The organism is Streptomyces sp. C10-9-1 (assembly GCF_024497955.1).
In the GTDB taxonomy this organism is placed as follows: Bacteria; Actinomycetota; Actinomycetes; order Streptomycetales; family Streptomycetaceae; genus Streptomyces; species Streptomyces sanyensis.
Map to the genome: position 1 here is coordinate 77241 of NZ_JANHKP010000019.1, position 21548 is coordinate 98788.

The 21548-nt window shown below is 74.3% G+C and carries 18 protein-coding genes; 6 read left to right on the forward strand and 12 right to left on the reverse strand.

Annotation, left to right across the window (positions count from 1 at the left end):
• The first annotated feature begins 270 nt into the window (after positions 1-270).
• Entirely contained in the window at positions 271-2796 is a 2526-nt protein-coding gene (locus NPS70_RS24740) for an ATP-dependent Clp protease ATP-binding subunit (protein ID WP_256526613.1), read from the forward strand.
• 105 nt (positions 2797-2901) lie between these two features.
• On the opposite strand, the gene dacB is transcribed toward NPS70_RS24740, so the two are convergent.
• Positions 2902-4506 (reverse strand): D-alanyl-D-alanine carboxypeptidase/D-alanyl-D-alanine-endopeptidase, encoded by a 1605-nt coding sequence (dacB, locus tag NPS70_RS24745; RefSeq protein ID WP_256526614.1) that lies wholly within the window; start codon positions 4504-4506, stop codon positions 2902-2904.
• Between the two features lie 546 nt (positions 4507-5052).
• On the opposite strand from dacB, the gene NPS70_RS24750 reads away from it, so the two are divergent.
• Positions 5053-5733, forward strand: a complete 681-nt coding sequence (locus tag NPS70_RS24750) for a M23 family metallopeptidase (RefSeq protein ID WP_256526615.1) — start codon at positions 5053-5055, stop codon at positions 5731-5733.
• A gap of 75 nt (positions 5734-5808) precedes the next feature.
• Here the strand turns inward: NPS70_RS24750 and cseC are convergent, their stop codons facing one another.
• The 6 genes from cseC to NPS70_RS24780 all read right to left on the reverse strand — a co-directional run bounded on the left by cseC (position 5809) and on the right by NPS70_RS24780 (position 11113).
• The gene (gene cseC / locus NPS70_RS24755; RefSeq protein WP_256526666.1) at positions 5809-7164 is read right to left on the reverse strand and encodes a two-component system sensor histidine kinase CseC; all 1356 of its coding nucleotides are present in this window, start codon (positions 7162-7164) and stop codon (positions 5809-5811) included.
• A gap of 11 nt (positions 7165-7175) precedes the next feature.
• On the reverse strand, positions 7176-7865 hold the full coding sequence (gene cseB / locus NPS70_RS24760; RefSeq protein WP_256526616.1) for a two-component system response regulator CseB: 690 nt from the start codon (positions 7863-7865) through the stop codon (positions 7176-7178).
• Between the two features lie 83 nt (positions 7866-7948).
• Positions 7949-8632: a hypothetical protein gene (locus NPS70_RS24765; protein WP_256526618.1), complete on the reverse strand. Its 684-nt coding sequence runs from the start codon at positions 8630-8632 to the stop codon at positions 7949-7951.
• Positions 8620-9192: a SigE family RNA polymerase sigma factor gene (locus NPS70_RS24770; RefSeq protein WP_256526619.1), complete on the reverse strand. Its 573-nt coding sequence runs from the start codon at positions 9190-9192 to the stop codon at positions 8620-8622. The genes NPS70_RS24765 and NPS70_RS24770 overlap by 13 nt, the downstream gene beginning before the upstream one ends.
• 237 nt (positions 9193-9429) lie before the next feature.
• Complete coding sequence (locus tag NPS70_RS24775) at positions 9430-10368, reverse strand: A/G-specific adenine glycosylase (protein WP_256526620.1); 939 nt, start codon at positions 10366-10368, stop codon at positions 9430-9432.
• A gap of 127 nt (positions 10369-10495) precedes the next feature.
• Positions 10496-11113: a phosphatase PAP2 family protein gene (locus NPS70_RS24780; protein WP_256526621.1), complete on the reverse strand. Its 618-nt coding sequence runs from the start codon at positions 11111-11113 to the stop codon at positions 10496-10498.
• A gap of 199 nt (positions 11114-11312) precedes the next feature.
• Between NPS70_RS24780 and NPS70_RS24785 the strand changes: the two genes are divergently transcribed.
• Positions 11313-12119: a hypothetical protein gene (locus NPS70_RS24785; protein ID WP_256526622.1), complete on the forward strand. Its 807-nt coding sequence runs from the start codon at positions 11313-11315 to the stop codon at positions 12117-12119.
• Between the two features lie 152 nt (positions 12120-12271).
• On the opposite strand, the gene NPS70_RS24790 is transcribed toward NPS70_RS24785, so the two are convergent.
• Positions 12272-12829 (reverse strand): GNAT family N-acetyltransferase, encoded by a 558-nt coding sequence (locus NPS70_RS24790; protein WP_256526623.1) that lies wholly within the window; start codon positions 12827-12829, stop codon positions 12272-12274.
• A 223-nt stretch (positions 12830-13052) separates the two neighbouring features.
• Entirely contained in the window at positions 13053-14147 is a 1095-nt protein-coding gene (locus NPS70_RS24795; protein ID WP_256526624.1) for a hypothetical protein, read from the reverse strand.
• A 387-nt stretch (positions 14148-14534) separates the two neighbouring features.
• Here NPS70_RS24795 and NPS70_RS24800 point away from each other — a divergent pair, with 387 nt between their 5' ends.
• Complete coding sequence (locus NPS70_RS24800) at positions 14535-15122, forward strand: hypothetical protein (RefSeq protein WP_256526625.1); 588 nt, start codon at positions 14535-14537, stop codon at positions 15120-15122.
• 21 nt (positions 15123-15143) lie between these two features.
• Here NPS70_RS24800 and disA read toward each other — a convergent pair whose 3' ends face one another.
• Together disA and radA are read right to left on the reverse strand one after the other, a co-directional pair.
• Positions 15144-16295 (reverse strand): DNA integrity scanning diadenylate cyclase DisA, encoded by a 1152-nt coding sequence (disA, locus tag NPS70_RS24805; RefSeq protein WP_256526626.1) that lies wholly within the window; start codon positions 16293-16295, stop codon positions 15144-15146.
• Positions 16296-16376: 81 nt separating this feature from the next.
• Positions 16377-17774, reverse strand: coding sequence for a DNA repair protein RadA (gene radA / locus NPS70_RS24810; RefSeq protein WP_256526627.1), 1398 nt, complete (start codon positions 17772-17774; stop codon positions 16377-16379).
• 197 nt (positions 17775-17971) lie between these two features.
• On the opposite strand from radA, the gene NPS70_RS24815 reads away from it, so the two are divergent.
• A complete protein-coding gene (locus NPS70_RS24815; RefSeq protein ID WP_256526628.1) occupies positions 17972-19660 on the forward strand; it encodes a hypothetical protein in 1689 nt (562 codons plus the stop codon).
• Between the two features lie 68 nt (positions 19661-19728).
• Here NPS70_RS24815 and NPS70_RS24820 read toward each other — a convergent pair whose 3' ends face one another.
• Positions 19729-20562, reverse strand: coding sequence for a hypothetical protein (locus NPS70_RS24820; protein ID WP_256526629.1), 834 nt, complete (start codon positions 20560-20562; stop codon positions 19729-19731).
• A 40-nt stretch (positions 20563-20602) separates the two neighbouring features.
• Here NPS70_RS24820 and NPS70_RS24825 point away from each other — a divergent pair, with 40 nt between their 5' ends.
• Entirely contained in the window at positions 20603-21535 is a 933-nt protein-coding gene (locus NPS70_RS24825; RefSeq protein ID WP_256526630.1) for a Ppx/GppA phosphatase family protein, read from the forward strand.
• The last annotated feature ends 13 nt before the right edge of the window (positions 21536-21548 follow it).

Below are 21548 nucleotides of genomic sequence, written 5' to 3' on the forward strand. Positions count from 1 at the left end.
GTAAGACATTCCTAGTGGGGAGGGGCGACACGCTCGCCGGGCCGTCCCACGTTCGCCATCGGCGTAGTGGTGGAGGGCGTATGTGCCTGGCCTGCGGGAACATCGTCTCGCACCATCGGGTTGGAGCAGTTGTCGGCGTTCAGGGGTCAGGAGGCCACAGACGGGTGTCGGCAGTTGGAATGAGCGGTCCCCGCTTGCGGGACTAAGCTGCGGAAGGACAGGGAGGGGACCGACCCCTTACTGCCTGACCGCTCTGAGGAGCGATTAACGATGTTCGAGAGGTTCACCGACCGCGCGCGGCGGGTTGTCGTCCTGGCTCAGGAAGAAGCCCGGATGCTCAACCACAACTACATCGGCACCGAGCACATCCTCCTGGGCCTTATCCACGAGGGTGAGGGTGTCGCCGCTAAGGCCCTGGAGAGCCTCGGGATTTCGCTCGAGGCGGTCCGCCAGCAGGTGGAGGAGATCATCGGCCAGGGCCAGCAGGCCCCGTCCGGGCACATCCCCTTCACGCCCCGTGCCAAGAAGGTCCTGGAGCTGTCGCTCCGGGAGGCCCTCCAGCTGGGCCACAACTACATCGGCACCGAGCACATCCTGCTCGGCCTGATCCGCGAGGGCGAGGGCGTGGCCGCCCAGGTCCTCGTGAAGCTGGGCGCCGATCTCAACCGGGTGCGGCAGCAGGTCATCCAGCTGCTCTCCGGGTACCAGGGCAAGGAGGCCGCCACCGCGGGCGGCCCGGCCGAGGGCACGCCCTCGACCTCCCTCGTCCTCGACCAGTTCGGCCGGAACCTCACCCAGGCGGCCCGCGAGTCCAAGCTCGACCCGGTCATCGGGCGCGAGAAGGAGATCGAGCGGGTCATGCAGGTGCTGTCCCGCCGCACCAAGAACAACCCCGTGCTCATCGGCGAGCCCGGCGTCGGCAAGACGGCGGTCGTCGAGGGTCTGGCGCAGGCCATCGTCAAGGGCGAGGTGCCCGAGACCCTCAAGGACAAGCACCTCTACACCCTCGACCTGGGCGCCCTGGTCGCCGGCTCCCGCTACCGCGGTGACTTCGAGGAGCGCCTGAAGAAGGTCCTCAAGGAGATCCGCACCCGCGGCGACATCATCCTGTTCATCGACGAGCTCCACACCCTGGTGGGTGCGGGTGCCGCCGAGGGCGCGATCGACGCCGCCAGCATCCTCAAGCCGATGCTGGCCCGCGGTGAGCTCCAGACCATCGGCGCCACCACGCTGGACGAGTACCGCAAGCACCTGGAGAAGGACGCGGCCCTCGAGCGCCGCTTCCAGCCGATCCAGGTCGCGGAGCCCTCGCTCCCGCACACCATCGAGATCCTCAAGGGCCTGCGCGACCGCTACGAGGCCCACCACCGGGTCTCCATCACGGACGAGGCGCTTGTCCAGGCCGCCACGCTGGCCGACCGGTACATCTCGGACCGCTTCCTGCCGGACAAGGCGATCGACCTCATCGACGAGGCCGGCTCGCGCATGCGCATCCGCCGGATGACCGCGCCGCCGGACCTCCGCGAGTTCGACGAGAAGATCGCCGGCGTCCGCCGGGACAAGGAGTCCGCGATCGACTCCCAGGACTTCGAGAAGGCGGCTTCCCTCCGCGACAAGGAGAAGCAGCTGCTGGCGGCGAAGGCCAAGCGGGAGAAGGAGTGGAAGGCCGGCGACATGGACGTCGTCGCCGAGGTCGACGGCGAGCTGATCGCCGAGGTCCTCGCCACGGCCACCGGCATCCCGGTCTTCAAGCTGACCGAGGAGGAGTCCTCGCGTCTGCTGCGCATGGAGGACGAGCTCCACAAGCGGGTCATCGGGCAGAAGGACGCCATCAAGGCGCTCTCGCAGGCCATCCGCCGTACGCGGGCCGGCCTGAAGGACCCGAAGCGCCCCGGCGGCTCGTTCATCTTCGCCGGCCCCTCGGGTGTCGGTAAGACCGAGCTCTCCAAGACGCTCGCCGAATTCCTCTTCGGCGACGAGGACGCGCTGATCTCCCTCGACATGTCGGAGTTCAGCGAGAAGCACACGGTTTCCCGCCTCTTCGGTTCGCCCCCCGGTTACGTGGGTTACGAGGAGGGCGGCCAGCTCACCGAGAAGGTGCGCCGCAAGCCGTTCTCCGTCGTCCTCTTCGACGAGGTCGAGAAGGCCCACCCCGATATCTTCAACTCCCTGCTCCAGATCCTGGAGGACGGTCGGCTGACCGACTCCCAGGGCCGGGTCGTGGACTTCAAGAACACGGTCATCATCATGACGACCAACCTCGGGACCCGGGACATCTCCAAGGGCTTCAACCTGGGCTTCGCCGCCCAGGGCGACGTCAAGACCGGCTACGAGCGGATGAAGGCGAAGGTCAACGAGGAGCTCAAGCAGCACTTCCGGCCGGAGTTCCTCAACCGTGTCGACGACACCGTGGTGTTCCACCAGCTCTCGCAGGAGGACATCATCCAGATCGTCGACCTGATGATCGCCAAGGTCGACGAGCGCCTGAAGGACCGGGACATGGGCATCGAGCTCAGCTCCTCGGCCAAGCAGCTGCTCGCCAAGCGGGGCTACGACCCGGTCCTGGGCGCCCGGCCGCTGCGCCGGACGATCCAGCGCGAGATCGAGGACGTGCTCTCGGAGAAGATCCTCTTCGGCGAGCTGCGCCCCGGTCACATCGTGGTCGTGGACACCGAGGGCGAGGGCGAGGAGAAGAAGTTCACCTTCCGCGGCGAGGAGAAGTCGGCCCTGCCGGACGTCCCGCCGATCGAGCAGGCGGCCGGCGGCAGCGGGCCGAACCTCTCCAAGGACGCGTGAGCGGCCCGCCAGGGCACGCCTGACAGCGGTCGGAGGGCCTGGCCCGGAAGCCCCCCCTTGAGGGGTCTTCCGGGCCAGGCCCTCCCGCATGTCCGGGGGCCCCACTCAGCAGGAGGCCGGTTTGCGCCAGGAGCACTCCAGCCCGGCCTCGGCGCCGCCCTGGCGCGCGGCGGACGGGCGGACCGCCTCGATACGACCGGCTTCCGTGTCCGAGGAGGCGAGTGCGACCACGATCGCGTCCTCCACGCTCTTCACGGAGGGCGCCAGGTAGTCGTTGAGCAGGATGCTGAACACCAGCTCCCGCCCCCCGGCGTCGGTGACCGTGCCGGACAGGGCGGAGGCGCCGGTCAGCGAGCCGGTCTTGGCCCGGGCGTTGAGCGCGGCCGGTGTCCCGCACATCCGCGAGCGCAGCGTCCCGCCCACGGCCCGGTCGGGTGCGCAGGCCACAGGCAGGGAGGCCGACCACTGCGCGTACCAGGGGGCGTCGCGCACCGCGAGGAGCAGGGTCGTGAGCTCCTCGGCGGGGAAGAGGTTCATCCGGGACAGGCCCGAGCCGTCGGCCTGGCGCACCGTGGCGGTGCGGACGCCCCGCTCCGCGAGGTGGGCCCGCACCTCGGAGAGCCCGGCCGCCCAGCTCCCCTCGCCCGCCCGGACGCGGCCGATCGTCTTCACCAGGGCCTCGGCGTGCATGTTGTTCGACAGCTTCATGAACGGGTGCATCACCCGCGACAGCGGCATGGAGCGGTGGGAGGCGAGCACCCGTGCGCCGGGCGGGGTGGGCCCGGTCCGGGTCGTGCCCCGGACGCGCACGCCGTGCCCGGCGAGGGACTCCGCGAAGACGGAGGCCGCGTAGCCGGTCGGGTCCCAGACCGCGATCCACTCCTTCGTGGCGGGCGCCCCGACGGGGATCGTGCCCGTCACCGTGATCGTGCCGCCGCCGTGCGGCCGGTCGACGGCGAGGGTGTCGGCCCCGCCCTCGCCGACCGTGCGGCCCGTGACGTCGAGGCGCACATGCCCGGTGGGCGGCGTCAGGGTGACCTGCGGCGGGTCTCCGGGACGTGCGCCGGGACGGGCCTCCACCAGCACGGTGCCGGCGTCGTAGTCGGTGTCGGGGGCCAGCGTCAGGGCGGAGATCTGCGCGGAGTAGTACGCGGACTCGTCCTCGGCCGCCCAGGAGCGGCCCAGCCGGGCGCTGTCGAAGGCGGTGTCGTCCGCGACGATCCGGCCCGTCACACGGCGGATACCGGCGGCGGCCACGTCCGCGGCCAGCCGCTCGTAGTCCGCGGCCAGCATCGTCGGGTCGCCGTCGCCCCGCAGGTACAGGTCCCCGTGCAGGGTCGAGCCGTGGCGGCGGCCGCTCGCCAGCACCCGGGTGGTCCAGCGGTGGTCCGGCCCGAGCAGGGCCATGGCGGCGAGCGACGTGGAGATCTTGGTGGTGGAGGCGGGCATCAGCCGGTCCCCCGCGTCGCGCCGGTAGAGGCGCTCGCCGGTGGCGGCATCGGCGACGACGACGCTCACGGAGCCCCCGTCGAGGCGGGGGTCGGTGAGGATCTCGTCCAGGGCGCCCTTGAGCCCGGTTCCGGAGGGGCCCGCACCGGCGGGCGGGCCCCAGGCGAGGAGGGTGCAGGCGAGGGCCGCGACGGCGGCCAGGGCCCCGGCGCGGCGCAGGGCGGAGGGGCGGTGGCGCGCGGGTTCGGGGGGTCTGCTCATGGCACCGGAGGATCCCGTACACCTCCCTGCCGCGGAAGCATGCCGCGGGGCGTTGCGCCATGTGGCGCCGGTCACTACCAAATCGTGCAAAACGGGCGCGCGTTGGCCTCACCCGAACAGCGGTTCCGCGTGGCCCGGGTCACCTTTTCGCCCCCCGTGGGGCGCTTCGCCCGTGACAAGGCGCACAGGACGAAACGGACCTACTAGATGGAATAGTGCGCCACTCCGGTGCTCCTCCGGGGGGTCGGGCCTCCGGCGGTGCGGGCCTCGCGGGTCCCGGGTGCCGTACCCGGCGGGCGTCCGGGCCGACGGCGCCGCTGCTGGGCCCCGACATGCGGTTAAACCTGATCCAATCCGGACATCCCGGCCCGTTCTTCGGGGGTTCGCGCGAGGGGTGTCCGGTCCGTCAAGAGTCCGATTTCCCTCGCCCTCTCTACGATCTGATGTCGTAGTTGAGGCATTTGGGGTGACTTGGGGGGCCGGGTTACCAAGGTGGGGCCAGCCCGGCGAGCACGCCGGGTCCATACATGCCCGGAGGTTTCCCGTATGTCGAAGCGCACCATGATCCACCGTCTCCGCCCGTCCGTGCTCCGTACCCGTGGTGCCGTCGTGGCCGCCGGAATGGGCGCCGTGATGGTCGTCGGAGCCGGTGCGGGTGTCGCCTCCGCAGACGCGGGCACGGCGGTCAAGCCCCTCGCCGCGAACGCCGCCTCCGCCGTGGCCGCCCAGGCCGAGGCCCAGGCCAGCGCCGCCGCCAAGGCCGCGGCCGCCAAGGCCGCCGCCAAGAAGAAGGCCGCCGCGAAGAAGGCATCCTGGGTCAAGCCGGTCGCCAAGTACACGCTGACCGCGAGCTTCGCCCAGGGCGGCTCGATGTGGGCCAGCAAGCACTCCGGCCAGGACTTCGCCGTCCCGGTCGGCACCCCGGTCAAGGCCGCCCACGCCGGCACCGTCGTCAAGGCCGGCCCCAACGGCGGCGGCGACGGCCCCGCCTACGGCAACGCCGTCGTGATCAAGCACGCCAACGGCAAGTACTCGCAGTACGCCCACCTGTCGAAGATCAACGTGAAGATCGGCTCCAAGGTCAAGACCGGCCAGACGATCGCCAAGTCCGGCAACACCGGCAACTCCTCCGGTCCGCACCTGCACTTCGAGATCCGCACCACCCCGAACTACGGCTCGGCGCTGAACCCGGCCAACTTCCTGCGCTCCGTCGGCGTCACCATCTGACGCACCGCGCGACGCAGCCCCCGGCGCACCCCGCCCGGTCACCGCACCGGGACCCCGGCGGCCCCGGAACCGGCCTCACCCCCGGTTCCAGGGCCGCCGCCGGCGTCGCCGGGGCTCCTCCGGGACCACCGGGAGCGGGAAGCTGCCCGTGACCGTCGGCGCATGTTCCGGCAGCCACAGCACCGCGACCGCCCCGCCCGCCTCGCCGTGCGGCGAGACCCCCTCCGGCGCGGCGTTGCGGAAGGTCAGCCGCGCCCCGAGGACCCGCGCCTGGCCCGCCGCGATGGTCAGCCCGAGCCCGTGCCCGGTCCCCGCGCGGTCCCGCGCCCCGGTGCGGAAGCGGCTCGGGCCCTCGCGCAGCAGCGCCGGGGGGAACCCCGGACCGTGGTCGCGCACCCGGACCACCCGGCCCTCCACCGTGACCTCCACCGGGTCCCCGCCGTACTTCACGGCATTGGTCACCAGATTGCCGATGATCCGCTCCAGGCGGCGCGGGTCGGTGGACACCCACGACTCGTGGACCACCCGCACCACCGCGTCCGGATGCAGGGCGGCCACCCGGCGGGCGGTGAACTCGCCGAGCAGGATCTCCTGGAGCTCCGCCCGCTCCGACGCGCCGTCCAGCCGGGCGACCTCCAGCACGTCCTCCACCAGCGTGCGCAGCGCCTGCGCCCGGTCCCGCACCAGCTCGCTGGGGCGCCCGGGCGGCAGCAGCTCCGCCGCCGTGACCAGTCCGGTGACCGGAGTGCGCAGCTCATGGGCGATGTCCGCGGTCACCCGGCGCTCCGCGTCGATGCGCGCCTGGAGCGCGTCGGTCAGCGAGTCCACCGCCCGCGCCAGGTCGTCGGTCTCGTCCCTGACGATACCGCCGATGGCCTCCCGTACCCGTACCCCGGTGTCCCCCCGCGCCACGTTGCGGGCGGCGGAGGCGGCCTTGCGCAGCCGGCGCGAGAGCTGGCCGCCGATCAGGACCCCGAGCGCGGAGCCGCCGAAGACCACCGCCACCGAACCGATGATCAGCGCCCGGTCGAGGTCCTTCAGGACGGTCGCGCTGCGGCCGGTGAACTCGGTCCGCAGGGAGAGCACGTCCCCGCCCGCCAGCGGCACGGCGGCCCAGATCTCGGGGGTGTCCCCCGCGTCGTCGACGTAGCTGCCGCGCCGCCCGTCCCGGACCAGGCGGCGCAGCTCCGCGGGGAGCGCGGGGTCGTTGATCCTGCTGTTGAAGCGCGGGTCCCGGTTCTTGGACGACTCGTACCAGCGCTGGGCGAGCAGGATCCGGTCGATCTGGACGTCGCGGGCGTTGTCGAGCATCGAGACCCGGGCAGCGTTGTGCACCACCAGGCTCAGCGCCACCGCGATCAGCGCGCCGACGGCCGCGATGGCGACGCTGATCTTCCACCGGACGCCGGTGCGCAGGTCGGGACGGATCACGGGCCGGGTGCTCACGCTCGGAGTTTGTAGCCGAAACCGCGGACCGTCTCGATGCGGTCCTGTCCGATCTTCGCGCGCAGCCGCTGCACGTGGACGTCGACGACGCGTGTGTCGCCGCCCCAGCCGTAGTCCCAGACGCGCTCCAGCAGCCGGTCCCGCGACAGCACCGTGCCGGGCGCGGTGGAGAACTCCAGCAGCAGCCGCATCTCGGTGGGCGTCAGCCCCACGGGAGCACCGCCGCGGCGCACCTCCATGCCCTCGGTGTCGACCTCCAGCTCACCGAACACCAGCGGGCCGCCCTGGTCCCCCTGCCCCGCGGCGAGGGCGGCGGCGTGCCCGAAGCGGCGGAGCACCGCCCGGATGCGTGCCATGAGGACGGCGCCGTCGAAGGGCTTGGTCACGTAGTCGTCCGCCCCTGCCTCCAGGCCGAGCACCACGTCGATGGCGTCGGCACGGGCCGAGAGCATGATCACGGGCACGGTCGACTCGTCGCGGATCCGGCGGCACAGGCTCACCCCGTCCAGGCCCGGCACCATCACGTCGAGCAGCGCGATGTCGGGCCGGTCGGCGCGGAAGGCCTCCAGCCCCGAGAGCCCGTCCGGCACGGCCGTCACCGCGAAGCCGTCCCGCTCCAGGGCGAGCTGGGTCGCCTCGCGGATGACGTCGTCGTCCTCGACGAACAGGACATGGGTCTCGGCCATCCGTCAGCTCTCGTTCCCGACCGGTCCGCCCGGTCGCCGTGTCGTGGTGGTTCCGCGCGCCCGGTGCGCGGGCGGAACGGCGGTCAGTCCTCTGCGGGGGCCGGTGTCTCCGCAGAGGCGACGCCCTCGCCCCCGCCGACGGACCGGCTGTACTCGTTGCGCACCCAGTACTCCTGCGCGAACTTCCCCGCCGACCAGCGGTAGGTGGTGACCTCCTCGCCCGAGGGCTCCGCCACCGGATCGCCCGAGGCGTACACCTGCTTGGTCACCACCAGGTCGCCGCGGTCGATGGCCGCGTACACGGCGGGCTCCTCCACGGCGAAGACGTTCTCGTAGCGCCCTGCGTCCGCACGGTACACATAGGTGGCGAGGCCGACCGCGTCGCCGCAGGTCATGACGTTGACCACGACATCGGGGGAGCTGCCGCCGGTCAGCATCCCGTAGGAGGTGTCCACCGGGTAGGAGTCCGCGGCGCAGGGCCGCAGATCGGCCTTGACCCGGTCGCTGACCTCGGGGTCGGCCTTCAGCAGCGCGGCCGCGTCCACCGCCTGGGCGAACAGGCCCGTGCCCGAGGAGGGCCCCGGCGACGGCGTGCCCTTCGCCGGCGCGTCCGGCGCCTCGCCCTCGTCCTGGAGCCCCGAGCCGCCGGCCGAGCAGCCCGCCGCCAGCACGGCGAGGGCGACCAGCGCGGTCACCACCGCGCCGGCCGCCTTCCTCGCTCCGGTCCCGCTCTCCGCCCCGCCGTCCGTGCCCCTCAGGCCGCGCACCGCTCCCGCTCCCGTCCGCCCTGCCGGTGGATACGCCGCGTCTCCGCGCGCTCCAGGGCGCGGGCGTCCCGGTCCCGCGCCTCCAGCTCCTGGCGGAGCTTGGCGAGCGCCCGGTGCAGCGTGCTCTTCACCGTACCCGGCGACATGCCCAGGGCGTCGGCGGTCTCCTCGGTGCTCATCTGCTCCCAGTGCCGCAGCACCACGACGCTGCGCTGCTTCGGGGCGAGGGTGTCGAGCAGGTCCAGCAGCAGGGCGCGGTCGGCGCGCTGCTGGCTGCCGTCCTCCACGCTGGCGTCCGGCAGCTGCTCGGTCGGGACCTCCTCCAGCTTGCGGGCGCGCCACCACTCGGTGCGGGTGTTGATCATGACGCGGCGGAGGTAGGCGTCCGCCAGGGACTTGTCCGATATCCCGTCCCAGCGGCCGTAGGTGCGGACCAGCGCGGTCTGCAGCAGGTCCTGGGCGTCCACCGGGTCGGGTACGAGACGGCGTGCACTGCGCAGCAGGGCCTCCTGCCGCGTGCGTACGTACTCCTCGAATCCGAGCACCTCGCCGTGCGCCATGCCGATCCGCCTCCGTGTCCCCGTCAAGCCCCGTCGTCCGTGCCCCACAGAAGCTACGGCGGGTCTGTCACGGGGCTGTGCGGGGCAGCCGTCGGTCGGCGCACGGCCACCCATCGGTTGTGTAACAGCCCTGGTCGCGGACGAGGGAGCGGCCGCTCGGATCGGGCCCCGCCGGGGTCCGCCGGGTCCCGGCAGGAGCGCCGCGCACGGCGCGCCCGGCGGGCGGCCCCGGGCGGCCTACCGGGCCGCCGGGCGCCCCGAGGGGAGCCGGTAGCGGCCCCCGTCCAGCGGCTCGACCAGTCCGTCCGCGACCAGCCCGTCCAGGGCGCGGGCGCGCTGCACGGGCTCGTGCCAGACCGTGTCCAGGACGGACTGCGGCACCGGGGAGGTCGCCTCGCGCAGCACGGCGAGCAGCCGGCCCCGCACCTGGCGGTCGGTGCCCGCGTAGGACTGCCCGCGGCGGGCCGGGCCCTCGTGCGCCGGTTTGCCGGCCAGCCGCCAGGCGCAGCGGTCGGCGATCGGGCAGCGGCCGCAGTCCTCGTTGCGGGCCGTGCAGACGAGGGCGCCGAGCTCCATGGAGGCGGCGGCCCAGCGGGCGGCGGTCGTCTCCTCCTCGGGGAGCAGGGCCCGCGCCAGGCGGCGCTCGGCGGCCGTGGTCGCGTTCGGCGGGTACTGCACCCCGGTCGCCGCTCGGGCGAGGACGCGGCGCACGTTGGTGTCCAGCACGGCATGGCGCTGGCCGTAGGCGAAGGAGGCGACGGCCGCCGCGGTGTACTCGCCGATGCCGGGCAGGGCGATGAGCTGGGCGTGGTCGCTCGGGACCTCCCCGCCGTGGCGTTCCGCTATGGCCTGGGCGGCGCCGTGCAGGCGCAGGGCCCGGCGGGGGTAGCCGAGGCGGCCCCAGGCCCGGACGGCCTCGCCGGGCTCCTCGGCGGCCAGGTCCGCGGGGCGCGGCCAGCGGGCCAGCCACTGCTCGTACACCGGCAGGACCCGCGCGACGGGGGTCTGCTGGAGCATGAACTCGCTGACCATCACCCCCCAGGCGCCCGCTTCCGGGCGGCGCCAGGGCAGGTCGCGGGCGTGCTGCTCGAACCAGGCGATCACGGGCCCGTGCAGGGCGGCGGGGTCCTGGGGGGAGTCGGGGATCGGGGATGCGTGGGCGTGAGTGGCAGTCATGGCAGTCACGATCCTGGCACGTCCGGGCGGGCGGACGCCGGATGCGGGCGGCGGGGCGCTGATCTGCCGCCCGTCCCGGCGGGCAGCCGCAGGGGCCCGCGCCGCCGGGTCCGCCCGCGTCCGGGGCTCAGGAGGAGGCGCGGCCCGGCCCGGCGAACCAGAGGACCACACCCGTGCGGCTCGTGCGCATGGTGCCCAGCAGCGCCTGCGCGGGACGGCGCAGTGCGAGGACGAAGACGAGCGCGACCAGGGCGCCGACCACGAGGCCGACCGTCACGTCGTGCGGGTAGTGGACGCCGACGAACACCCGGGAGAAGGCCATCAGCACCGCCAGCGGCACGGTCAGCAGCGCGATCCGGGGCCAGGCCAGCGCCAGCGCCAGGGCCGCGGCGCCCGCGATGGCCGAGTGGTTGCTGGGGAAGGACCAGTCCCCGGTGGGCGGGCAGGGCACCAGCGAGGCCGCCGCCTCCGTGACGGTCCGGCACGGACGCTCCTCGTCCACAACGGACTTGAACGACTCGCTCACCACGTATCCGGCCGCGGTCGCCAGCGGGGCGAGCACGGCGAGGGCTATGGAGCCCTCGTCCCGGGTCCGCGAGCGCCACCAGGCCGCCAGGAAGAGCACGGCGAAGAGCAACAGCCCCAGTTCCGTGAAGAGTTCGGCGAAGTGCTGGACCCAGGGGGGTGTGGCATGGGCGAAGTCGACGATGTCCCGGTAGAGATCGCGGGTGATGCTGCTGTCCATGGTCACGGACCGTACCCTCTCCCGCGGAGCGGTCACGCGGCGCCACCGGTCCCGGGGTCGCGGTCCCGGGACCGGCGGCGTCCCGGTGTCCCTCCCCGCGCTCCTGAATGATCATCAGGAGAACTATCATCCGCAGAACTTCACGCACGAGCGGCGGGTGGGGCGGGAGACGGGCCCGATCTCTCGTAGAGTTTCGCCCGTGGGATCTCTGCGCAATCCGATCGGGCCGCTTCCCTCCTCCATCTACTGGCGACGGAGGGTGGTGGCGCTCGCCCTCGTCGCCGTGCTCGTCGCCCTGCTCGCCTGGGTGTTCTCCTCCGGCGGGGACGAGGGCGGGAAGACCGCCGCCGACGGCAAGGGCCCCACACCGGCCCCCACCATCTCCGCGGGCCCCGACCCCTCGGGGCCCGCGATCAGCCAACAGCCGGGCGGACGGGACGAGTCGGGCGGCGGTTCCGGCGGTTCCGGGAGCGGGGGAGGAGCGGGTGGCGAGGGCCCGGACGCCTCCGGAAGCCCCGGCACCCCGGGCGCGGGGGACGGCTCCGGCGGCGGTACGGGCGGCTCCGGGGACGCCCCGGGCCAGCAGGTCCCGGCGAGCAGCCCGCTCCCCTCCTGCGCCCCGTCCGCCCTGAAGCTGACACTGCGCACCACCGAGGTCTCCTACGCGCCGGGCGAGAAGCCCTCCTTCGAACTGGTGGCGACCAACACCTCGGCCGCGGACTGCAAGGCCGACTTCGGGCCCAAGGCCGCCGTGCTCACGGTCAGCGACGCCGAGGACGAGGACGTCTGGTCCTCCGAGGACTGCCCCCGCACCGCCCCGCCCCGGCTCCTGCGGGTCCCGGCGGGCGGGACGATCACCCACACCGTCACCTGGGACCTCCGCCGCAGTTCCGACCGGTGCGCCACCCCGGAGGCGGGCACCGCCGGGCCCGGCACGTACCTGGTCGAGGCGGTGTTCCCCGGTGTGAAGGTGCTGCCCGCCTCCTTCCGCCTGGAACAGGACTGAGGGCCCCGGGCACGCGGGGCCGCCCGAGTCCCGCGACTCGACCGCGGGTCCGCCGCGTCCCGTGCCCGGGTGCCCGGTCTGCCCGGGTGCCCGGTCTGCCCGGGTGCCCGGACAGCCCCGGGACGCGTGGCTCCGGGCCCGTGCTCCGCGGATCACCGGTGCGCGCCGGTCCGCCCCGCCGCATCCGGGCCTGCGGCCGAGGGGCCGAGCGTCCGCTGCATCAGGAGGGTGTCGACCCAGCGGCCGTGCTTGTGGCCGACGGCGGCCAGCCGGCCCGCGTCGGCGAAGCCGAGACGGCGGTGCAGGGCGACCGAGGCGCCGTCCCCGGTGTCGGCGATGACGGCGATCATCTGTCGTGCGTGAGTCCGGGCGCAGGCGGCCAGCAGGGCTTCCAGCAGGGCGCCGCCGATCCCCCGTCCCGTGTGGCCGGGGGCGAGGTAGACCGAGTTCTCGACCGTGTGCCGATAGGCGGGCCTGGGACGCCACGGGGAGGCATAGGCGTAGCCCACGACCTCGCCGGACAGCTCCGCGACCAGGAAGGGAAGCCCCCGGAGGGCCAGGTCGTCGAGGCGCCGCTGCCAGTCGGCCACCGGTGGAGGGCTCTCCTCGAAGGTGGCCACGGTATGGCGGACGTAGTGCGTGAAGATCGCGGCCACGGCGTCCAGATCGGCCGGGACCGCCCGGCGGATCACCGGCTGCACGGGTGTCATGACCGGGGAGTGTAGGCCGTGCCGGACACGCCGCCGGTCCGGGGCCGGGGCGGGACCGGGAGGCGGCCCGGGCCGCGTGGCTCGCGGCCTCGGCCTCCTCCCGCCCTGTGCCGGCCGGCCCGGGGGCTCCGCCGCCACCCGGGGAAGCGGTGCCCCTGCCGGTCAGGGGCCGCGCCGGGGAACCCGGGGGTCCGGCGCGGCCGCTGACCCGGTGCGGTGTGTGTCAGACGGTGCCGGGGGCCGTGCCGCGGCGGCGCACCAGGAACGTGGCGCCCACGCCGACGGCGACGGCGGCGCCACCCGCGAGGGCGATGGCCGGCAGTGCCGAGCTGGAGCCGGTCTCGGCGAGTCGGCCCTCGGGGGCGATCGGGGTGTTGCCGGTCGGCTTCTGCGGCAGCGGCTTGCTGCCGCCCTGCGGCTTGGCGTCGCCGGTGTCGGTGGGGGTGGATCCGGCGGCCAGGATGTCGAACTCGTAGTAGCTCTCGTCGTCCGCGTAGACGCAGTTGCCCTCGTCGTCGGCGTACATGCCGATGCTGATGGCGAAGCCGAGGCCGGCCGGGGCCTTCTTGTCGACGCTCAGGCGCAGGTCGACGGAGAAGGACTCGTGGGCCTTGATGTCGGTGTAGCCGAGGTAGCCGGCGTGCTCGTCCTCCTCGTCGAGGGAGATGCCGGTCCAGGTGCCGGTGGCCGGGTCCTTGTACTGCAGGGTGAGGTTGCCGGTGTCGACGAAGAAGTCGTTCTCGTCGGTCAGTGCGGCGAACACGCCGAAGTCGATGCGCTCGTAGCCGTGGTCGGCCTTGTTGTCGACGTTCAGCGTGAAGCCGTGGAAGCCGCTGCCGGCCACGATCGTGGAGGGCAGGCCGGAGAGGCTGGTGCGCAGGTCGCCGTCGAACCTCATGTCCTCGTCGCTGCACTCCGCCGGACCGGCGGGGCTCGTGGCGGAGGGCGAGGGCGAGGGCGAGGTGGTGGACCCGCTCTCCGGGGCGGAGTCGTCCGCCGGCTCCTTCTCCTCCTCCTCGTCCGCCGACGTCTTCTCCTCGGCGGCCGGCTCCTTCTCCTCGTCCGCCGGCGCCTCCTCCTCGGCGGCCGGCTCCTTCTCCTCGTCCGCCGACGTCTTCTCCTCGGCGGGCTTCGCCTCGTCGGCGGCCGGGGTGGTGTCGTCCGCCGCGGAAGTGGACTCCGCCGGGGCGGGAGCCGTCTGGCTGCCGGAGGACGACGGACCGTTGTCCGTCGCGTACGCGGCCGGAGCTGCAAGCAGCACGGCCGGCGCTATGGCGGCCGTCGCGGCGGCGAGTGCGAGGGAACGGCGAATCTTCATGTGTACCTCTGAGAGGAAGTGACCGATGCGTCGCCAGACATGACCAGGTCAACGGGGGAAAGGTTGCATGATCCTCACGCTCTCTTCACGTGGTGTGCGTCACTGCGAGGTGCGCCCCGTGCGGGCAGGAGGAGTGGGCCGCACCGGCGTCCGCGCCACCGTGCACACCCCCCGGGAGGGCACCACCGCCCGGCGGCCCACGGCTCCGGTCCGGGACCGCCGGGATCCTCCCCGAAGCCGGCCGCGTGACGCGGATCTGCAAGACTGCCGGGACCGGCCCCGAACTCCGCGGCGGGAGCGGAGCCCCGGCCCAGCCGCGCCTCCTGACCCCTGCTCACCCGTGGGCACGGTGGCCGGGGCCGCCCGACGAAGGGAGACGCGTCCGTCGTGGCCGACAGCAACCGGGCCTGGGTGCCCGTGGCCGCCCTCCTCTCCGTGCTCACGGGATGCGTGAGCAGTGCGGGACCTCATGAGCCGCGGCCCTCGACCGCGCATCACGCCACCCCCCTCGCCCGGCTCGAACCGATCTCCCCGGGCGGCGGCCCACTCCCCGAGGACGCGGGACGTCTCACCGTCCTGGCCGAGTTCTCCTCCCCGCACGACCGCCTGCTCGCGTACGTGACGGAGGACGCGTGCGGCCTCCTGAGCGACCCCGGCGGCAGCGCGGAAGGCGGAATCCGCCTGGAGTCGGGCTTTCCCGGCGAGGGTCAGGGAAGCGACGCCTACCCGGGAGGCCCCTACGGGGCCGTCTCCGGTGCGGACGGTGCCGGGCGCTGGGCTTCCCTGTCATGCAGCAGGAACGCCATGGTGATCGACTACGTCTCCGGCCACCCGGGGGACCCCGGGAGGACCCGCGGCCACGCCACCCTCACCGAGGTCGCCGGTGACCCGGCGACCACCCGGATCGTCGTCGGGGACACCGGGCTCCGGGGACGGATCAGCCGTCAGGCGGCAGCTGCCGCCCACCGGACCTGACGCCCTCGCACGGGGAGTCCCTCAGACGTAGCGCTCCAGGATCGACGACTCCGCCAGCCGGGACAGGCCCTCGCGGACGCTGCGGGCGCGTGCCTCGCCCACGCCGTCCACCGCCTGGAGGTCGTCCACACTGGCCGCGAGCAGCTTCTGCAGGCCGCCGAAGTGCTCCACCAGGCGCTCGATGATCGCGCCGGGCAGCCGGGGGACCTTCGCCAGCAGGCGGTAGCCCCGCGGGGACACCGCCGAGTCCAGGGTCTCGGGCGACCCGCTATACCCCAGGGCACGCGCCACCACGGGCAGTTCCAGCAGCTCGGTGTGGCTCAGGGCGTCCAGGTCGGCGAGCGCCTCGTGGACCGTGCGCGAGCGCTGGGAGCCGCGGCCCGTGCCCGTCCGGGGGGCGGTGGCCTCGGGCGCGTAGTCCCGCACGACCAGCTCCCGCTCGGGCTCCACTCCCGCGATCAGCTCGTCCAGCTGGAGGGCGAGCAGCCGGCCGTCGGTGCCCAGCTCCACCACGTACTCGGCGATCTCGGTGGCGATGCGGCGCACCATCTCCAGCCGCTGCGCCACGGCCGTGACGTCCCGGACCGTGACCAGGTCCTCGATCTCCAGCGCGGAGAGCGTGCCCGCCACCTCGTCCAGGCGCAGCTTGTAGCGCTCCAGGGTGGCCAGGGCCTGGTTGGCCCGGGAGAGGATCGCCGCGGACTCCTCCAGGACGCGGCGCTCGCCGTCCACGTAGAGCGCGATCAGGCGCATCGACTGGGAGACCGACACCACCGGGAAGCCGCACTGCCGGGAGACCCGGTCCGCGGTGCGGTGGCGGGTGCCGGTCTCCTCGGTGGGGATGGAGGCGTCCGGGACCAGCTGCACCCCGGCCCGGTGGATCTTGGAGATGTCCTTGTCGAGGATGAGCGCGCCGTCCAGCTTGCACAGCTCGCGCAGCCGGGTCGCGGTGAACTCGACGTCCAGCACGAAGCCGCCGGTGCACATCGACTCGACCGTCCTGTCGAGGCCGAGGACGATCAGTCCTCCGGTGTTGCCCCGCAGGATGCGCTCCAGTCCGTCCCGCAGCGCGGTGCCCGGGGCGACCGCGCTCAGGGCCGCGCGGATCTGCGCTTCGTTGCCCGTGCCTTGGCCGGACTTTCCGGGTGCTGCTGCCCCGTCCTTGGCTGCCACTGCACTCCTCCGGCTCGTACGGGTGGGCGAGACCAGGGCAAAGTCTACCGGCGAGCCCCGTCGTCCCGTGGGGACTACGTCTCAGGCGCCTTCGGGCGCCTTCCTCCGGCCACGGGGGAGGACCCGCAGGGCATCGCCCATGTCGGCGACCTCCGTGACCTTCATCCCGGCCGGCACACGCCCCGGATCGGCCGGGACGAGCGCGTGGGTGAAGCCCAGGCGGTGGGCCTCGGCCAGCCTGCGCTGGACGCCCGTGACCCGTCTGACCTCGCCCGCGAGGCCGACCTCGCCGATCGCCACCAGGTTCTTGGGCAGCGGGGTGTCGCTCGCCGCCGAGGCCAGGGCGAGGGCGACGGCGAGGTCCGCGGCCGGCTCGGAGAGCTTCACGCCGCCCACCGTGGCGCTGTAGATGTCCCGTTTGCCCAGGGACGAGATCCGGCCACGCTGCTCCAGCACGGCGAGCATCATCGAGACCCGCGAGGTCTCCAGCCCGGAGGTGGTGCGCCGGGGCGAGGGGATCTGGGAGTCGACCGTCAGGGCCTGCACCTCGGCGACGAGCGGGCGGCGGCCCTCCAGGGTCACGGTCAGACAGGTGCCCGGGACCGGCTCGGCGCGCCGTGTCAGGAAGAGGCCCGAGGGGTCGGCGAGGCCGGTGATCCCCTCGTCGTGCAGCTCGAAGCAGCCCACCTCGTCGGTCGCCCCGTAGCGGTTCTTCACACCCCGCACCAGCCGGAGCCGGGCGTGCCGGTCGCCCTCGAAGTGGAGCACCACGTCGACCAGGTGCTCCAGCAGCCGCGGGCCCGCGATGGCGCCGTCCTTGGTGACGTGGCCGACCAGCAGCGTGGACATGCCGCGCTCCTTGGAGGCCCGGATCAGCGCGCCCGCCACCTCGCGCACCTGGGCCATGCCGCCCGGCGCGCCGTCGATCTCCGGGGACGCCACCGTCTGCACCGAGTCCAGGACCAGCAGGGAGGGCTTGACGGCGTCCAGGTGGCCCAGCACCGAGGAGAGGTCCGTCTCCGCGGCCAGGTACAGGTGGTCGTGCAGGGCGCCGATGCGGTCGGCGCGCAGCCGCACCTGGCTCGCCGACTCCTCGCCGGTGACGTAGAGGGTGGGGCGCTCCTCGCTCGCGGCCCTGGCCGCCACGTCGAGCAGCAGGGTGGACTTGCCCACCCCCGGCTCGCCCGCCAGCAGGACCACGGCGCCGGGCACCAGCCCGCCGCCGAGCACCCGGTCGAGCTCGTCCACCCCCGTGCTGCGGGCGGCGGCCTGCCGACCGTCGACCTGGCCGATGGGCAGCGCGGCGCTGGTCACCCGCCCCGCGGCGGTGGTGCGGACGGCCGGTGCGCCCTGCTCCTCGACGGTGCCCCACGCCTGGCACTCGGGGCAGCGGCCGAGCCACTTCGCGGTGGTCCAGCCGCACTCGGTGCAGCGGTAGGCGGGGCGGTCCTTCGCGGACCTGGTACGGGCAGCAGCCATGGGCACACCGTATCGGTGCCCGCCGACACCCCGGCCGCGGCGGCCCGCGCCCGGCCCGGGCGCGCTGCGGAACCCGGCGTGCGCCGTTCCCCGCCGTGGTCCGCCCCCGCTCCCCCTCGGGCTCCATGTTCACCCTTAGGGGTTAAAAGCGCTCAAGCGGTGCGAAGGGGCTGCGCCCCTGCCCCTACGGTCACGGAGTGACGAGCAGCAGGCTGGAACCCCCGTCCCGCACCACCGGCGCACACCGGGCGCGCCGCCGTCCGGTGCGTACCACGTCGGCGCGGTCCGCCGCGCGCCACGAGCCGTATCTCGACGGCCTGTTCACCTACTGCCTCTCCGTGCTGTGCGACCGCGGGGCGGCGACCGCGGCGCTGGGCGAGGTGCTCGCCGCCGCCGACCGCCACCGCGGACGCTGCCCCTCGGGCGAGGAGCGCCGCAGGGCCTGGCTCTACGCGCTGGCCCGCTGGGCCTGCCTGCGCCGGATGGCCGAGGACCGGCGCAGGCGCCCCGGGGCGCACTCCGGTCGCGTCCGCTCCGTCCCCGACCCCGCGCAGGACGAGGAGCTGCGCGCCGAGCTGGCCCGCCTCGCGTGGCCGGAGGCGGCCGGTACCACCCCCGAGCAGCGGGAGGCGCTGGAGCTCTCGGTCCGCCACGGCCTCGGGCCCGCGGAGGTGGCCGCCGTCCTCGGGCTGGGCACCACGGCCGCACGGGAGCTGCTGGCTTCCGCGGCCTGCGAGCTGGAGCGCACGCGCGCGGCCCTCGCCGTCGTCGAGAAGGGCACCTGCCCGGCCGTCGCCCGCCTCGCGGGGGACAGCCGGGTGCTGGTCTCGGCCGCGCTGCGGCGCGAGCTGGTGCGCCACGTCGACGACTGCCCCCGCTGCCGCCGGGCGGCGGAGCGGGAGGGCGCGGGCGGGCCCTGGCCCGGTTCCTGCCGGACCCCGGCCGCGCTGCCGCTGGTCCAGGCCCCGCGCTCCGCCGCGTACCTCGCCGCGCTCCCCGCCTCCCGGGCCCGGTCCTCCGGGCCCCGGCTCGGCCCGGACGGCTTCCCGCTGGACGCCAGGGACCAGGCGGCCCGGCGGGACCGCCTGCGCGCCCGGGCCGTGACCACGACCGTCGTGGCCACCGTCGTGGCGGCCCCGGTGCTCGCGCTGTGGGCGGCCTACCGCTCGGAGCCGCCCGCGGAGGAGGGGGAGCGCGCCACCGCGGTCAGCGCCGAGGAGGCCGAGGGCGGCGAGGACGGCGGCTACGGGCGCTACGAGAACGCGGGCAGCGCCAACGCGGGGTCCGGCCCCCGCCTCTCCCCGGGCCGCGACCGGCCCGCGGTCTCCGTCGAGGTGGTCGGCACCGGGACCCCCTCGCCGCCGTCCGCGCACGACCGGGGCCCCGGCCGGCTCACCGTCCGGGCACGGTCCGCGGGCGGGGCCACGCTGGTCACCCTGTCCGCCTCCGGCGCGTCGCCGGTCGCGTGGCGGTGGCGGACGGACGCCTTCTGGCTGGTCGCCGACCGGAGCTCCGGCGTCCTGGAACCGGGCGAAACGATCACTCTCCGCATCACGGTGGACGCCTCGCGCCAGCCCTCCGGACCGTGGCGGGCCCGGATGGGCGTCGACCCCTCCGGGTTCGTCGTCGTCCTGCGGGGCAGCGGCCCGCAGCCGGGAACACCCCCGCCGCCCGCCCCCGGCCCGGACCCCGTGCCGGAGCCCTCCGATCCGCCGCCGTCGCCGGACCCCTCCGGACCCGGTCCGGACCCCTCGCCGGAGCCCTCCGATCCGCCGCCCTCGCCGGAGCCCTCCGAGCCCGTGCCGTCGCCGGACCCCTCCGGCGGGGGGCAGTCGCCCTCCCCCCGGCCGTCGGCGGAGGACCCGTCGCCGGACCCGGCGGGATGAGCGTCCCCGGGCCGCCCTCCGCCGGACGGGCCCGGCGGTCGCCGTCCGCGGGGCCCGCCGGGGGCGCGTCAGCCCTTCGCGCCGTCCGCGGTCTCCGCGGGGGGAGGGTCCGCCGGGTGCGGGGCCACCAGCGGCAGCGAGGAGGCGAGGCGGGCCTCGCACAGCTCCACCAGCACCTCGTAGGCCGCCTTGCCCATGAGCTCGGTCAGCTCGGCCCGGTAGCTCACGTAGACCGGTTCGCCGGCCCCGTGCGCCGAGGTCGCGGAGGTGCACCACCAGTGCAGGTCGTGACCGCCCGGGCCCCAGCCCCGGCGGTCGTACTCCCCGATGGAGATCTGGAGCACCCGGGAGTCGTCGGGCCGCTCGATCCAGTCGTAGGTGCGGCGCACGGGCAGCTGCCAGCACACGTCGGGCTTGGTCTCCAGCGGCTCCCGGCCCTCCCGCAGGGCCAGGATGTGCAGCGCGCAGCCCGCACCGCCCGGGAAGCCGGGACGGTTCTGGAAGATGCAGGAGCCCTTCCAGCGGCGGGTCTGGCGCTCCCCGTCCTCGTCCTGCTGCACCCAGCCGGTGCCGGTGCCCGTCTCGTGGAACTGCCAGAGCTCCGGGGTGAGGCGCGCCACGTGCTCCGACACCCGCCGCTCGTCGTCCTCGTCCGAGAAGTGGGCGCCCAGCGTGCAGCACCCGTCGTCGGCGCGGCCCGCCCGGATGCCCTGGCAGCCGCTGCCGAAGATGCAGGTCCAGCGGGAGGTCAGCCAGGTCAGGTCGCAGCGGAAGACCTGCTCGGGGTCGGCGGGGTCGGGGAACTCCGCCCACGCCCGGGCGAAGTCCAGGCCCTTCTCGTCCTGCTCGGTCACCGGGCCGGGGGCTGTTTTGCCCGGCTTCGTCTTGTTCGTCTTTGGCACGGCTCCAGCGTATGCGCGAGACCGCAGTAGCGTTCCGCCCATGAGACTCGGAGTCCTCGACGTCGGATCGAACACGGTGCACCTGCTCGCAGTGGACGCCCACCCGGGCGCCCGCCCCCTGCCCGCGCACTCGCACAAGGCGGAACTCCGCCTCGCGGAGCTGCTGGACGAGGCGGGCGCCATCTCGCCCGAGGGCGTCGACGAGCTGGTCAAGACCATCGGCGAAGCGCAGCACGCCGCCGAGGACCAGGGGTGCGAGGAGGTGCTGGCCTTCGCGACCTCGGCCGTGCGCGAGGCCGTCAACGCCGAGGCCGTCCTGGCCCGGGTGAAGGACGAGACCGGGGTGGACCTGACCGTCCTGTCCGGTGAGGAGGAGGCGCGGCTGACCTTCCTCGCCGCCCGCCGCTGGTTCGGCTGGTCCGCGGGCCGTCTGCTCGTGCTGGACATCGGCGGCGGTTCGCTGGAGGTCGCCTACGGCATGGACGAGGAGCCCGACGCGGCCGTCTCGCTGCCCCTCGGCGCCGGGCGGCTGACCGCCAGCCTGCTGCCCGGGGACCCGCCGGACCCCGAGGACGTCCGGGCGCTGCGCCGCCATGTGCGCACCGAGATCGCCCGCACCGTCGGGGAGTTCAGCCGGCTCGGCCGCCCCGACCACATCGTGGCCACCTCGAAGACCTTCAAGCAGCTCGCCAGGATCGCCGGTGCCGCGCGGTCCGCGGAGGGCCTGTACGTGCAGCGGGACCTGAGTCGTTCGTCACTCGCCGAGTGGCTCCCCCGGCTCGGTGCGATGACCGTCGAGGAGCGCGCCGCCCTCCCGGGCGTCTCCCCGGGCCGGGCGGCCCAGCTGCTGGCGGGCGCCCTGGTCGCCGAGGCCGCGATGGACCTCTTCGGCGCCGCCGAGCTGGAGATCTGCCCCTGGGCCCTGCGCGAGGGAGTCATCCTGCGCCGCCTCGATCACCTCCCGGCCCGCTGAGCGGCCCCCGTAG